Consider the following 14,283-nt stretch of genomic DNA (forward strand, 5'->3'; position numbering starts at 1 on the left):
CCCGTAGCAAACGAGGTCGAACTGTGCCCATGCCAGCACATGCCTGTCGACAACGGGTAGGGACCGCGAGCCTTGAGAGCTGCCAGCCCGCTCGCGATTCCAGACCCTGTCTGGAGAAGGCTTTTGGCCTCGCTATGGCGACAAGCGCCTCATAACCTGTGCTGTACCAAAGTGTCAACTATTTCGCTGATTCTGCGACTCCGACTGAAGCTACTTGGCATCAGTGCAGGTCGTGAACGTGGCCTGGTGTCAACTAGCGAGCCCGGTCACACGGGCCGGGCCCGGCAGGTGTCCGTTCCGGCCCGGCCACCGGAACACCAGCCGGGAGGACGCCTTGTCCAGGACGTCCCCGGCCGGCAGCAGATGGTCCGGGGTGCCCGCCGGGTGGACGGTCAGGACGAGATCGGCGTGCCGGTCGTCGTCGGCGGTGCGGATGTGGCGGTCCCACGCCCGTACCGTCGCCGCGACCAGCTCGGCCAGCCGCGCGCCCTCCGGGCCGAAGGCGTGGACCACCCACTCCCTGTCCTCGGAACGCCCACCGTGCCGGGCCGGCAGGTGGACCAGATAGGCCAGCGAGGCATCACCGAGGACGGCCGGCGCGTCACGGCCCTCCGCCACGGCGACGACCTCCGTGTCCTCGTCGGCGCGCAGGCGGCAGAAGCCCGGCAGGGTGGTGGCCGCGTACAGCTGGAGGGAGCCGAAGTAGACGCCGGTCCCGGCCCCCATCGTGATGCCGGTGGCTACCTCGTGACGCGGCCCGCGCAGCGCCTCCTCCACCCCCTCCGCGCCGGCCGCCGCGCCCTCGTCGAAGCGCAGCGTCAGCGCGCCGCCGAGCAGCGGCACGACCGGGGTGGAGCGGGCCTGCCGGCCCTGGTCGCGGACGAAGCCGCAGTACGTGAAACGGCGGGCGTGCAGCACCTCGCCGCGCCGCTCGAACGCGACCGCCCGGCTGTAGCCGCCCATCTCCAACGGCAGGACGAGGAGCCCGCCTTCGGCCAGTTGCTCGCGCCAGGCGGGCGCGATGTCCCAGCAGCTGTACGTGATCATGCTGCCGTCGAAGCCGCCGCGCGGGACGAGGTGGGCCGGGGCGCCGAGCGCGGCGTCGGCCTCGACCGCGGTGACCCGTCCGCTGCCGGCCTCCGCGATGAAGGCGCGGGTGCGGCGTACGACCCAGGGGTCGATGTCGACGGTCACCACCCGCCCCCCGGGGCCTGCGACATGCGCGATCAGCTCGGCGTTGTAGCCACCGGACCCCGCCTCGTACACGCGCGCACCCGGCCGAAGACGCAGGCTCTCGATCATGTCGGCCTGGAGCCAGGCCGCGGACACCGAGCTGATCGCTACCCCGGTCTCGTCGCGCCGGGTGACGACGGCCCGGTCACCGCCGTCGTACGCGGTCGCCAGATCCGCTTCCGGGGCGAACCGATGGCGCGGCACGTTCCGCAGCGCCTCGCGCACCGGTTCGGACGGGGCCCAACCGCCGGCGGTCACCAGATCGGCCATCGCACGGCGCAGCCGGACGGCCTCGGCCGGCTCACCCGGCACGGCCGGACGATCGGCGGCGAGCGGGTAGGAGGCCACGGGCGGCAGGCCCGGAACGACCCCGGGCCACACGGCGTCCAACGCCCGGGCGGCCGGCAGGAACACTTCCCCGATACGGGACAGCGCGTGCAGGTCGGCGAACTCCCACCGGACGAACTTGTCCCGCTCCGGGTTGGCCGGTGTCCCGGACCAGGCGGTGACGCGGACGACCGCCGTGAGCCGGGGAATGCCGTGGCTGTCGTCCACCAGCATCGTGACCACGTACGCGTCCGCCGGATCGGCCACCAGGCCGGTTTCTTCGAGGAGTTCGCGGGCCGCGGCCTCGGCGAAGCCTTCCGGGCCCTGGGTCTTGCCACCGGGAAGCTCGAGCACGCCGCGGTGCGACCGGCCGAGCAGGACCCTGCCGGCGTCGTCGGTGACGACGGCGAGCGCGCCGGTCAGGGCGTGGGTCGTGGGACGGCTCTTCTCGACGGCCCGGGTGCCGACAGGGGAGGGGCCGCGCAGGATCAGGAAGGCCATCCCGTCCGCGTCCAGCCGCCGCACCGACTTCCAGCCGGCGCCGAGGAGCGCGATCTCGTCCTCGTCCAGGGCGATGCCGCGCCGCTCCTCGGGCGTGGTCCGCGCCACCGGGGTGATGACGACGAGAGCGCCGCCGTCCCGGAGCCGCCCGCCGAGAGAACGCAGGACGCGGCCCCTGTCCCTGAGGAAGGGGTACACCAGGCGCAACACGACCAGGTCGTAGCCGTCCGCGTGCAGCGGGGCCGGGTCGTCGCGCTCGATGTCCAGGCACAGCCACCGCACGCCCTCGACATCGGCGTGCTCGTCCCGCGCACGGGCGACAGCGGTGTCGGCGAAGTCGACGGCGTCCACGGTGTGGCCGAGCGACGCGAGATACGCCGCCAACTCGCCGGTGCCACAGCCCACATCGAGCGCCCGCCCGCCGCCGGTGTGTTCGGCGAGCAGTTCCCGCTCGCGCTCGCCCAGCTGCCGGAAACCCCGGCCCTCAGCGAAGTGCGCTTCCCACTGATCGCGTGTGGTGTACGTCAACGTGTCGCTCCTCATGGGGTGGTGTGGTGTTCGGCGCGGAGCCGGGCCAGGGTGCGTCGGCCGCGTTCCACCAGTTCGGGGTCGCCGTGCGCGGCGCCGTAGGAGATGGCGGAGACGGAGTCCAGGGCTGCCAGGACCGCGAGTTGGATCTCCTCCTCGCGGGTGAAGGCGCGCCCATAGCCGTTCATCACGGCTGCCAGGAGGTCGGGGCGGCCGTGCCAACTGTCCGAGAGCCGGACGAAGTCCCTTATGGCCGGGCCGTCCTCGGAGCGCTCGAAGTCGATGACGTACAGCGTGCCGGCCTCCTCGTCCCAGCGCAGATTGCGCAGCTGGAAGTCGCCGTGCGTGGGGACGGTGGGCAGTGCGGCGGCGCTTTTGACCGTGGTGCGCACGAACTCCTCGTCGCCGTCCGCCAGATGGGGCCGGGCCCCGTCCAGGTGCCGCTCCAGTTTGCCCACGGGCAGGACCTTGCCACCCGGTCGGCGCGGCGCGGCGCTGTTGTGGATGGCGGCCGCGAGCCGGCCGATGCGGTGGAAGGCCTTGCGCTCCTGCTCGGGCGCCAGGGCGGCACCGTGCAGGGACCGGCCTCCCACCGCCGTGAGCACGACGGCCCGCAAGGTGTCGTCGGCGGCCACCAGCCGGGGCGCGGCCGCACCGAGGCCGGTGGCCCAGCCCCGTAACGCCGTGACCTCGCGCCGGTGGAAACGCCCGTTCTGGTGGATCTTGACGTACCAGGTGCCGCCCTCGGCGCCGTACGCCCGCCAGACGCGGCTCTCCTCCCTCGCCCAGGAGACATCGGCCCAACGGGCGATCCGCCCCACCGCCCGCTCGGCGAAGGCCCGCACCGCACCCTCCGGGGCGGCGCCGGGAATCAGCAGCAACCGGTCCGCGGACGGGTCGTACGCGATGGGGTCACCCGGCTCCTGGAAATGCACGGCCAGGTGGGCACCCGCACGGTACGCGTCCAGGCCCGCCCGGCAGTACGCGACCATCGGCTCGGGCAGCTCGTCCAGCGCGAACCACCCCATCGCGTCGCACTTGTCCGGCTCCATGACGCACGGCGTGCCGTCCCACCGGCGCACCTCGAAGAACACCCCGATCCGCGCCCGGCCGACCGGCGGCCGGTGGTGCACCGTGACCGCCGCGCGCACGTCCGCCGGATCCACGACGAGACCGGTCTCCTCCCGCGTCTCGCGTACGACGGCGTCGACCACGCTCTCGGTCTCCACATGGCCCGAGGGCGCGTGCCACAGGCCGCTCGCGTACCCGCCACCGGCCCGACGGGAGAGCAGCACCTCCGGCCCCCGCACTCCGTCGCGCACGGCCAGCAGGTGTGCGTCCACCGGCGCGTCGGCGCGGGTCAACGTGCCCACCCCAGCTCCGTGTAGACGCGTCCGGCCCGGATGCCCTCGATCGCGGCGCGCGTGTAGGGAACGAGCGGCTCGGGCAGATCCTTCGCGTTCCACCACTGCCAGGCCACGCACTTGTCCGGCTCCCTCAGTTCGGGCGTGCCCTCCCAGCGGCGTGCGCGGAAGAACAGGTTGACCCGGGGGCTGCCGCCCGGCCGGTCGACCATGTGCACCGTGTGGACGAGCTCGACATCCGCCGGGTCGATCACCAGCCCCGCCTCCTCGTCCGCCTCCCTGACCAGGCATGCGGTCGCGGACTCCGCCTCGCAGTGGCCCGCCAGCACATGCCAGGTGTTGCCCGCGTACGCCGAGTCCGGGTGTCGCAGCCCCAGCAGGACCTGCCCGTCCCGCTCCAGGTAGAGGTGGACGCCGACGACGTTCAGGACTGTCCCCGCCGCCGGGCCCGCGGGCGCATCGTGCTCGGCCGCGTGCCGCTCCAGGAGCGCCCGGGTCGACGGCAGCATCGTCATGTACGGGAACTTCTCCGGCCGCACCCAGGCGACCATCACGCCCTCGGTGAGCGGCAGCCGGGCCGGGTCGCCGTTCCAGCGGCCGGTGAACACCTGGACCGGAACCCGGGTCCCGTCGGTGCCGGTGACGTGCTCGACCGCGTACGGCGCCAGGCCGGCGACCGTCAGCTCGGCCTCCTCGCGCAGCTCCCGGACGACCGTGTCGAGCAGCGTGCGGTCCTGCGGCTCCCGGCCACCGCCGAGCAGGGACCAGCACCCCGACTCCCAGATCCACGGCTTGTTGGCGTCCCGGAGGTGCAGCAGGTACCGGCCGTTGCCGTCGTGGATGAGCGCGGAGGCGTTCACGGGCTCGGGCCGCCCGTCGCATTGCGCCTGAAGGAGCTTCGTACGGAGGGTCGACGACCTGACGTCCGCCAGGGGGAGCCACTGGGCGCCGGACACCTCCTCGTCCTGGAGAGCGAGCGCGGGCGGCTCCTCGTCGGCGAGGTGGAACACAAAGCGGAAGTCGTAGTGCCGGTGCGCCTGTTCGCCCTTCGCGGGGCGCGCGTCGATGTCGTGCACGTCGATGTCGATGGGGGTGCCGAGCACCTGCCGGGTCAGGCATACGGCGCCCGGAGGGATGCCGGTCTCCTCCTGGAGCTCGCGCAGTGCGGCGGTGAGCAGGCTGCGGTCGCCGGACTCGGTGTGGCCGCCCGGCGTGAGCACGAGGCCGTCGGAGGCCCGGTGCCGGATGTGCAGGACCCGGCACCGGCGGTCGATGACGACGGCGCTGCATGTGACGTGGGCGGGCAGCGTCGCACGGTCGGCCGGATCGTCGGCGCCGTCCAGGAGGGACAGCAGCCCGGCGAGGGATTCTCGCTCGTGCGGGTGGCGTGCCAGGTACTCCTCGGTGGTGGCGCGGATGTGGGAGCGGGTCAGCGACATGTCGATACCTCGGGACGGCGGCAGGGGTACGGGGAGGCTACGCGGGGGTCTCGTGCTCGTCGTCCGGTTCGGATGTGATCTGGTAGGACAGCAACTGCCGGAAGAGTCCGGGCTGTTCGGCCAGTTCGGCGTAGGTGCCCTCCTGGACGACGCGCCCCGCGTCGAGCACGACGACGCGGTCGGCGACGGCGACGTTCGCGATGCGGTGGGTCACGAGCAGCACCGCCCGGTCCCGGGCGAGGGCCCGCAGCCGCTGGAAGATGCGGAACTCGGCTCGCGGGTCGAGGTTGGCCGTCGGCTCGTCCAGGACCAGCAGCCCCGCCCGGCGGAAGAACGCCCTGGCCAGGGCGATGCGCTGCCACTGGCCGCCGCTCAGCTCCTGGCCGTTCAGCCATTCGCGGGCCAGAAGGGTGTCCAGGCCGGAGCCCAGCTTGTCGACCACCTCGTCGGCGTCGGCCGCCTCGCACGCCTCACGGACCGCCGCGTCACCACCCGCGCTGGGCTGCCCCTGGGTCACGTTCTCGCGGACGGTCAGCGGCCAGTGCGCGTAATCCTGCGGTACGAGGGCGACGTGCCGCCACAGCGCCTGCGGGTCGGCCTCGGTGGTGGGGACGCCGTCCCACAGCACCTGCCCTTCGGTGGGCAGGTAGAGGCCGCTGACCAGCTTCGACAGCGTCGACTTGCCCGAGCCGTTGAAGCCCACCAGCGCGGTGACCTCGCCCCGGCGCAGGGTGAGGGACACCTCGGACAGCGCGTCGTGTTCCTTGCCCGCGTAACGGTGGGTTACCGACCTGACCTCGATCGTCTCCGGCGGCGCGGGGCGGTGGGGTCCCCGGCGCATGCGGAAGCCGCCCGCCTTGTCGAGGAAGCCGGTCCAGTCGTCCATGTACAGCCCCGTCCGCACGGCGCGTGCGCCCACGGCCACCAGGCCGCGCACCGACATGCCGACGGTCTGCAGGGCGAAGACGGCCGTACCGGCATGGCCGACGCTGATCCGGCCGGTCGCGAGCAGCCAGACGACCGCCGCCCACACGACCGCCGAACCCAGACCCCCGCACACCGCGCCGACCAGGGACATCCGCGCGCCCTGGTCCGCCGCGGCCCGGTCCTCGTCGTTGATACGGGCGACGGTGTGCCGGTACCGGCCGGACAGGAAGTCGGCCATGGTGCCGGCGCGGATCTGGTCGGCGGCGTCCTTGGTGTAGATGTGCCAGCGCAGCACGGACAGCATCCGGTTGTCGCCGTTGCTGCGGAGGTTGGCCAGGTAGCGCACGCGGGCGGCGCTGACCTGGGCCACGGCCTGCGGCAGGCTCGCGGCGACGAGGAGGGGGAGCAGCACCCAGTGCACCCCGGCGAGCACGACGGCCCCGGCGAGGAAGGCGGCGGCCGAGGCGATCAGGTCCTGACCCTGGTTGATGAGGTCGCCGGTGACCTGGGCGCCGCGGTCGGCGGCCTCGCGGTCGCGGTTGAAGTCGGGGTCGTCGTACGCGCACAACTCGACCTCGGCGCAGCCGGTGAGCAGCATCTGCTCGGCCTCGCGGGACATCAGCGGACCCAGCCTGGAGGAGAGCCAGTTGACCGTGATGCCGAGGAGGGCGCGCACCCCGGCGGCCCCGGCGAGCAGGGCGACGGACGGCCATGCCTCCAGGAGGCGGTGGTAGACGTCCCCGTCGCGCAGCAGGGCCGTCAGGGTGCCCGCGACGGCGACCAGGCCCAGGGCCTGCATCACCCCCGTGACCAGCTGGCACAGCAGCAGGCCGACGGTCGCCCGGCGGTCGACCCGCCAGGCCAGGGCCAGCGAGCGGCGCACCAGCTGCGGCAGGCGGCGGGCCATGTCGCGCATCCGGATCGACCGGCCGGCCGCCTCGTGGCTGCCGGTGAGGTCGACGTAGCGCATCTGCGGCTCGGGGTCGGGTGCCAAGGGGACGGTGCGCGGTCCCGGAACGCCGCTGTTCGATTTTGGGGGGCTGCTGCGAGGGGGAGGGGTGGGCTGCATGGCGTTCCTCCGTCTGGGCGTCGATGTGGCACTGATGCTCTAAAAACGCGGCGGATCCGGTCCCGTAACGGCCGGATCGGAGGGCATTGTGTGAACACAAGTTCTCATCGTGCGGTCAGGCCATGGGGCCTCTGGGATGGCGCCGCTGAAACTCGTTCGATGAGGTCGGCTCACCCCTGCGGGGGATTGCGGGCCCTGTGCGGCCGTCCGGGCCCCACCCGTAAGGTCGCCGTATGACGACACTCCTCACCGGCAGCGCGTACGACGCGCTACGCGCCGACGCCGTACGCGATCACGAGGCGCTGCGCCAGGCGTACGAACTCCCGAAGGAAACGGCGCTGCGCAAGCAGACGGACGAACTGACCGAGCAGACACGGCGGATGATCGCCTGCTCGTCACTGGTCCTGGTCGCCAGCGCGGACGCGGAAGGGCGCTGCGACGTCTCCCCGCGCGGCGGGCCCGCCGGGTTCGTGGCCGTCCTGGACCCGCGCACGGTGGCGATACCGGACGCGACCGGAAACAAGCGGCTGGACACCCTGCAGAACGTCATCGCCACCGGCCGGGCCGGGCTGCTGTTCCTCGTCCCGGGGCGCACCACGACGCTCCGCGTGAACGGGCGGGCGTGCGTCTCCACCCGCCCGGAGCTGCTGGAGCAGCTGACCGCCGTGGGCAAGCCGCCGGCCAGCGCGCTGGTGGTGGGCATCGAGGAGGTCTACCCGCACTGCCCCAAGTCCCTTCTGCGCGGCGGGGCCTGGAAGCCGGAGCAGTGGCTGTCGCCGGACGACCAGCCGACCTCCGCCGAGGTGACGCTCGCTCAGCTACGGATGCCCGAGCTGACGATCGCCGACATCGAGCAGGCGGAGGCGGACTCGCTGAAGTACCGGTACGAGTAGCGGGCCGAGGGCTGCCGAACCCTGCGCGGCCCTAGGACATGTCCCCCCGGCACACCGTCCCCGGGGCCGGCGTGCGCCCCGTGTGGAGGTATCGGTCCACCGCCTTCACGACGCAGCGGTTCTGCGGGTACGTCCCGTGGCCCTCCTCCTCGGCCGTCAGGAGCACGCCCACACCGTCACCCAGAGCGCGGGCCATGTGCTGGGAACCGCCGTACGGGGTGACCGGGTCACCGACGCCGCCGACCACCAGGATGGGATCCGCGCCCTCGGCGTTCACCTGCGGGGTGACCCGCTCGCCGTCGAACGGCCAGTCGTAGCAGAGGTAGACGCCGCTGGACCAGGCCGCGCCGAACACCGGCGACGCGGCTTCGACGCGTTTCGATTCCCTGTCCAGGCGTTCGAGGCCGTTGCGCAGGCTGGAGTCCGCGCAGGTGATCGCGATCAGGGCGGCGCGGCTGCTGTCCTGCGGGGACGCCGACCGGTCGGCGGAACCGGTGCGGTCCGATCCCTTGGCCAGCGCGCGGCCGTCGTTGTGGTCGATCAGCGCCGTGAGCGCCTTGGCCAGGGGCGGCCAGCCGTCCGTACCCCGGGTGAGATGGTCGCTGACGGCGTACGCGAGGTCGTCGGCGTCGTAGGTTCTGCCACCGCCGGCCGGGGCGGGCTTCTTCTCCAGGCGGTCGGCCAGCCGCGCCATGCGGCGGGCGGCCTCCTCCGGCCCGTCGCCGGTCGGGCAGTCGCGGATACGGGCCGCGCAGTGCACGGCGAACCGGTCGAACGCCGCCTGGACCGCCTTGGCCTGCGCCACCTGCTCCTCGTCGAGGTCCACGGTCGGATCGACCGACGCCTCGAGGACGAGCCGTCCGACGTGCGCCGGGTACAGATGGGCGTACGCCGCGCCGAGCGCCGTGCCGTACGAGACGCCGAAGTAGTGCATCCGCTGGTCGCCGAGGAGGTAGCGCATCAGGTCGAGGTCGCGCGCCGTGCGCGAGGTGCCGATGTACGGGAGGATCGCCCCTGAGTGCTTCGCGCAGGCGTCGTCCCCCTCGAATGCGGTGTCGTCCGCTGTCTTCCCGCAGCGCACGGGCATGGTCGCGCCCACGCCGCGCGGGTCGAAGGAGACCAGGTCGTAGCGGTCGAGCAGATGCCCGAACTGGCGGATGCGCGCGGGCAGTCCGTTCACGCCGGACACGCCGGGCCCGCCGAAGTTGAGGACGAGGGAACCGATGCGCCGGCTGTTCGGCCCGGTGGCCTTGAGGCGTATCAGGGCGACGTCGATCGTCCGGCCGTCCGGCTTCCGGTAGTCCAGTGGGGCCTTCATGACAGCGCATTCGTACCCCTCGCGCGCGGTCGGCGGCGAGGTGCAGCGGGACCAGCGGAGGTGCTGACCGGTGGTGAGCGCGGCGGGCAGACCGGCGGGCGGGTTGGTCGCGGTGAACTCCGTGCGCGGCTCCGGGGCCGGGTGCCGTGCGTCGTACCGGAGCCAGGAGACGGTCGTCCCGAGCGCGATGAGCACCAGGACCAGGACGATGCGCGCACCGGTCGGGACGCCCGGTCCGCGGCTTCCTCTTGGCTGTGCGTCGCTCATGGAAGACCCCGTGTTCCCGCCCCTGGACGCGCCCCGTGACCGCGCGCCCGAACTGATGCCCGTCGAACAAGTGCAGCGTACAGCCGCTTCCGAGAGGTGGGCGTCGTCGCCGTCGCGGGGCTGTGCCGTCGCTGGGACGAGCCTGTGTCATTCCTGGACCAGGGTGAGTGGGGCGTCGCGGCGCGCCCCATTGACGCACTGCCGTCGCCGTGTCGCCCGCATGTCCGTTCCGGCTGTCGAACAGCGCAGCCCTTATCGCGAGTTAGGTCAAAATGATACGCAAGGGACGCATCGTCTTCGCAGTTGCCCTCACCACCCTGGGCCTCGGGCTCACGGCCTGCAACGACGGCGAGGACGGGGCGGTGGGGCAGGAATCGCCTTCGGCCTCCGCCTCGGCCTCGCCCGCCCCGAGCAGCGAAAGCCCCTCCGCGAAGCCCAGCGACGACGCTTCCACCGCGCCCAGCGGTGACGTCGCCGCACCGGGCACGAAGCTCAAGGTCGGTGACCGCGCGGTCGTGCCGTTCAAGTACGGGACGTCGAAGGAGGGCACGGTCGCCATCACGGTCACCGCGATCGAGAAGGGCACCGAGGCCGACATGGCCCCCTTCGGTGACAAGGCGAAGGGTATGACGCCCTATTACATCCGGATGAAGGTCGAGAACGTCGGCGGCACCGACCTCTCGTACTCGTCGCTGCGGCTGCGCGGCAACCTGGCCGGCGGCGCGCCCACGGGCGTCATCCTGATCGGCGACCTCCCGGGCAAGTGCGACAGTGAGACGGCCCCGCGCGACTTCACCACCAAGGGCGCCTCGTACGAGACGTGCTCGCTCAGCGCCACGAAGACCGACCCCATCACCGTCGCCTCGTTCGAGGAGGGCGACGCGTACCGCGACAGCCCGGTCCTCTGGACGAACTGACCACCCGCTCCGGCGACCCCGGGCCGGGCGCCCCGTCGTTGACGGGACGCCCGGCCCGAACGGCGTCCGCACCTCGCGCGCTCGTGATGCCGAACGCCGTCGGCGTACGCACAATCTCCTAGTTCTGTTCACCGTATGGTCACATTATCGGTAGGCTCTGGGGCGCTCCATCCGCACCAACAAGGGGGAATCGCCATGCGCACCCGCCACGCCCTGACCGCCGCCGCGACCATGGCCTCGGTCGTCTCGCTCGGCCTCGTCGCCGGCACTCCTGCCCAGGCGGCCGAGTACTCCTCGGTCCTGAAGATCAAGGGCGTCCAGTACGACGCACCGGGTCGTGACTCCAACAAGTGCTCCGGCGGCAACGCGGCGAGCGAGTACCTGACGATCAAGAACTACTCGCGGAGCACGACGGTCAACCTCAAGGGCTACGTCGTCAAGGACGCCACCGGGAACAAGTTCACCTTCACCAAGTCCCACACGTTGCAGCCCGGCGACTACGTGAAGCTCCGCGGCAACCGGGGCACCGACTCCGATGCCAAGAACGTCGTCTACCGCCAGAACTGCAACTTCATCTGGAACAACGACAAGGACACGATCTACCTCTACAAGCCCTCCGGCGCCCGCGCGGACGTCCACGCCTACACCAAGAAGGCCAACGACCGCGACGGCAACGGCTACATCACCTATCACGGGTAACGCGGGCGGGAACCGACGCGGGCTGCGACCATGGCAGCATGCTGCAGGTCTGCATCAACGGAGCGCGAAGTCGCGCTGAGAGCCCCCGTCTTCCGGTCACGGCCGCCGAGTTGGCGGTGGCGGCCCATGAGGCCGTCGCCGCCGGCGCCGAGGACATCCATCTGCACCCGAAGGACCGCGACGGGCAGGACACGCTGGAGGCGGCCGCCGTCGCCGCCGCGGTGAGCGCGGTGCGGGCCGCTGCGCCCGGCGTTCCGGTCGGGGTCACCACCGGCGCCTGGGCGGTGCCGGATCCGCACCTGCGTGCCGCGCATGTGCGGTCCTGGACCGTGCTCCCCGACCACGCCTCCGTGAACTGGCACGAGGACGGTGCCGCCGAGGTCGCCGCCGCGTTGCTGGAGCGGGGGGTCGGCGTCGAGGCGGGCATCTACTCCGGAACCCCCGCGGCGCAGCGGTTCCTCGACTGGCCCGGATCCGCCCGGGTCCTGCGCGTCCTGGCCGAGGTCATCGCAACCGGCACGCCGGACGCGGTCCACGCGGCGGAGGGGCTGCTGGCGGAACTCTCCTCGGCGGCCGCCCCGATCCTGCTGCACGGCGAAGACGCCTCCGCCTGGCCCGTCCTGCGACTCGCGGCCGCGCAACGCCTGGACACTCGTATCGGCATGGAAGACGTGCTGAACCTCCCCGACGGCCAGCCCGCCGCCGGCAACGCGGCCCTCGTCCGCGCGGCACGGGGCATCATCCAGCACGAACGGCTTCGCACATGCTGATCCCCGTCGAGGCCGTCGACGGCACCGCGCTGATCGAGGTCGTCCGGCTCACCGGCCTGCCTGCCGGGCGCGACCAGCCGTACCCCGGCGCGGTGGTCGCCCACTGGACCGGAAGCGATGTCGCCGCGGCCCTGACCCTTCTGTCGCTCTTCCGTCGGGCGGGCGTAAGTTCTACGTAAAGTCAGGTGAGTGAAGCCGTTTCTCCGGGGCACAGGACGTCTCGGAGGTCGATAATCATGGTTCCTGTCATTCTTGTTCTTCTGCTTGCTCTGCTTCTCTTCGGTGCCGGATTCGCACTGAAGGCGCTGTGGTGGATCGCCGTCATCGTGCTGGTGGTCTGGCTGCTCGGATTCGTGATCCGGCCGACGGCGAACGGGAAGCGGGGCCGCTGGTACCGGTGGTGAATTCCTCGCTGCCCGGGTCTGTTCTGACGGATTACAAGGAATTTCACTTCTACGAAAGGGGCTTGCCATGCTCGGCATAGTCGCTGCGGTGTTGTTCTTCGTGTCGTTCCTGATCAACGCGGCGGATATCAGCACCAACGACACCTTCTCCTCGACCAACGTGATGCTGCTGGGGCTCACCGCACTGGCCCTCCATGTGGCGGGGATCGGCAGCGGCTGGGCCCGCAGGCGGTGACCTGCCGCCTCGCAGCCCTGCCGCGGAAGGAGCCCTCGACTTCGCAGTCGAGGGCTCCTTCCGTGTCCGGCGGCTCCCCTAGGACAGGGACAGAAGGCGGTCCAGGACCCCCGGGTCGGCCTTCACCCCGTCGTGCAGATGGGTCTCGGAGACCCAGGTGCGCAGGCCGCGCACCCGGGACGCCGTGGTCAGGGCGTGGTCGTGGTCGACGTACATGTCCTGGCGGTACACCGCCGCGGCGACCGGCACCGTGTTGGCCGCGAGGCGGTCGAGGTCGTACAGGGCGGGCCAGTCGGTGCGGTGGGCGAGCGCGTCCGCGGTCGCCTTCAGCGGGACGAGGGCCGGATCCTCCTCGAACATCCAGGGGTACATCATCTCGCCCGTGAAACGCAGCGGCCCGCCCGCGGCGGCGTCGAACTCGGGGAACTCCGCCCGGACCCGCTCGGCGGACCACGCCGTGGGACGGCCGCCCTGCGCGTAGATCGCCTCGTGCAGCACCGCGTACAGCGGACGCGGCGCGAGGGAGACGACGGAGTCGACGCCCCGCAGGAACGTGTCGGAGAGGACCGGCCCGCCCCGCCCGGGGACGAAGGCGCACTCCAGCAGGTAGTGCAGGGAGTCGAAGGCCGACGCCGTGCCGAACGTGATCCCGAGCGTCTGGAACCGCCGCACCGACAGGCGCTCGCCCGACGGCATCCGGACATCGTGGTCCGCCAGGTGCGCCGCGACGCGCTCGGCCAGGACGCGGTCGAGCGGGTAGCGCTCGAAGTACCGGTCGTTGGCGGCGACCGTACGCCGGTACGCCGCGCGGTACACGTCATCGGCGTGACCGGTGAGCGTGGGCAGGCCACCGGTGATCAGGGCCCGGTCCAGACCCTCGGGGGCGAGGCCGAGATAGGTGAGCGTGGCGAAGCCGCCGAAGCTCTGGCCGAGGACCGTCCAGGGCCGGTCGCCCTGCAACCGGCGACGCAGCAGCTCCGCGTCGCGGACGATCGAATCGGCCCGGAAGTAAGTGAGGTACTGCGCCGCGTCGGCCCGGCCGGCCAGAGTGGTGCGGTCCGCCGGGGTGGACCGGCCGGTGCCGCGCTGGTCGAGGAGGACGACGCGGAACTCCTTCAGGGCGCGGCGCAGCCAGGCGCCCGCCGCGTTGGGACGTTCCGCCCGCCCGCCCGGCCCGCCCTGGAGCCAGAGCAGCCGCGGCAGCTCACGTCCCTCCATGCCCTCGGCGACGACCTCCCGTGCGAAGACGGAGATGCCGGGCCCGTCGGGCCGGGCGTGGTCGAGCGGTACGTCGAGGGTGTGATCGGTGCAGACGAGGCCGCTGTGGCGGTACGTGATCTGGTCGTCGGTCAAGTCCGGCTCCTGGGGCGGGGTGTACGGGGGCGGGGCGGG

13 protein-coding genes are annotated in these 14,283 nt (G+C 72.1%); 7 read left to right on the forward strand and 6 right to left on the reverse strand.

What is annotated here, in order from left to right:
* Positions 1–249: 249 nt before the first annotated feature.
* The 4 genes from fxlM to NEH16_RS30425 are packed head-to-tail and all read right to left on the reverse strand — an operon-like array spanning position 250 to position 7,289.
* Entirely contained in the window at positions 250–2,589 is a 2,340-nt protein-coding gene (gene fxlM / locus NEH16_RS30410; protein WP_265546276.1) for a methyltransferase, FxLD system, read from the reverse strand.
* 11 nt (positions 2,590–2,600) lie between these two features.
* Complete coding sequence (locus NEH16_RS30415) at positions 2,601–3,962, reverse strand: phosphotransferase (protein ID WP_265546278.1); 1,362 nt, start codon at positions 3,960–3,962, stop codon at positions 2,601–2,603.
* Positions 3,950–5,392, reverse strand: coding sequence for an NUDIX domain-containing protein (locus NEH16_RS30420; protein ID WP_265546280.1), 1,443 nt, complete (start codon positions 5,390–5,392; stop codon positions 3,950–3,952). The genes NEH16_RS30415 and NEH16_RS30420 overlap by 13 nt, the downstream gene beginning before the upstream one ends.
* 37 nt (positions 5,393–5,429) lie before the next feature.
* Positions 5,430–7,289, reverse strand: a complete 1,860-nt coding sequence (locus tag NEH16_RS30425; RefSeq protein ID WP_265547444.1) for an ABC transporter ATP-binding protein — start codon at positions 7,287–7,289, stop codon at positions 5,430–5,432.
* A 332-nt stretch (positions 7,290–7,621) separates the two neighbouring features.
* On the opposite strand from NEH16_RS30425, the gene NEH16_RS30430 reads away from it, so the two are divergent.
* The gene (locus NEH16_RS30430; protein WP_073969250.1) at positions 7,622–8,281 is read left to right on the forward strand and encodes an MSMEG_1061 family FMN-dependent PPOX-type flavoprotein; all 660 of its coding nucleotides are present in this window, start codon (positions 7,622–7,624) and stop codon (positions 8,279–8,281) included.
* A gap of 31 nt (positions 8,282–8,312) precedes the next feature.
* On the opposite strand, the gene NEH16_RS30435 is transcribed toward NEH16_RS30430, so the two are convergent.
* Complete coding sequence (locus NEH16_RS30435; protein ID WP_265546283.1) at positions 8,313–9,866, reverse strand: alpha/beta hydrolase; 1,554 nt, start codon at positions 9,864–9,866, stop codon at positions 8,313–8,315.
* A gap of 272 nt (positions 9,867–10,138) precedes the next feature.
* Here NEH16_RS30435 and NEH16_RS30440 point away from each other — a divergent pair, with 272 nt between their 5' ends.
* The 6 genes from NEH16_RS30440 to NEH16_RS30465 all read left to right on the forward strand — a co-directional run bounded on the left by NEH16_RS30440 (position 10,139) and on the right by NEH16_RS30465 (position 12,891).
* Positions 10,139–10,783 carry a hypothetical protein gene (locus NEH16_RS30440; RefSeq protein ID WP_265546285.1) on the forward strand — a complete coding sequence of 215 codons (645 nt, stop codon included), beginning with the start codon at positions 10,139–10,141 and terminating at the stop codon, positions 10,781–10,783.
* Between the two features lie 195 nt (positions 10,784–10,978).
* Positions 10,979–11,482, forward strand: a complete 504-nt coding sequence (locus tag NEH16_RS30445; RefSeq protein ID WP_265546288.1) for a lamin tail domain-containing protein — start codon at positions 10,979–10,981, stop codon at positions 11,480–11,482.
* A gap of 38 nt (positions 11,483–11,520) precedes the next feature.
* Complete coding sequence (locus NEH16_RS30450; RefSeq protein ID WP_265546290.1) at positions 11,521–12,252, forward strand: 3-keto-5-aminohexanoate cleavage protein; 732 nt, start codon at positions 11,521–11,523, stop codon at positions 12,250–12,252.
* Positions 12,246–12,431 (forward strand): hypothetical protein, encoded by a 186-nt coding sequence (locus NEH16_RS30455; RefSeq protein WP_265546292.1) that lies wholly within the window; start codon positions 12,246–12,248, stop codon positions 12,429–12,431. Before NEH16_RS30450 ends, NEH16_RS30455 begins: the two co-directional genes overlap by 7 nt.
* 57 nt (positions 12,432–12,488) lie before the next feature.
* Complete coding sequence (locus NEH16_RS30460) at positions 12,489–12,656, forward strand: hydrophobic protein (RefSeq protein ID WP_073969255.1); 168 nt, start codon at positions 12,489–12,491, stop codon at positions 12,654–12,656.
* A 67-nt stretch (positions 12,657–12,723) separates the two neighbouring features.
* On the forward strand, positions 12,724–12,891 hold the full coding sequence (locus tag NEH16_RS30465; protein ID WP_265546293.1) for a hypothetical protein: 168 nt from the start codon (positions 12,724–12,726) through the stop codon (positions 12,889–12,891).
* 78 nt (positions 12,892–12,969) lie between these two features.
* Here NEH16_RS30465 and NEH16_RS30470 read toward each other — a convergent pair whose 3' ends face one another.
* Complete coding sequence (locus NEH16_RS30470; RefSeq protein ID WP_265546294.1) at positions 12,970–14,244, reverse strand: alpha/beta fold hydrolase; 1,275 nt, start codon at positions 14,242–14,244, stop codon at positions 12,970–12,972.
* Positions 14,245–14,283 lie beyond the last annotated feature (39 nt).

Source organism: Streptomyces drozdowiczii, from assembly GCF_026167665.1.
GTDB classification, from domain to species: Bacteria; Actinomycetota; Actinomycetes; order Streptomycetales; family Streptomycetaceae; genus Streptomyces; species Streptomyces drozdowiczii_A.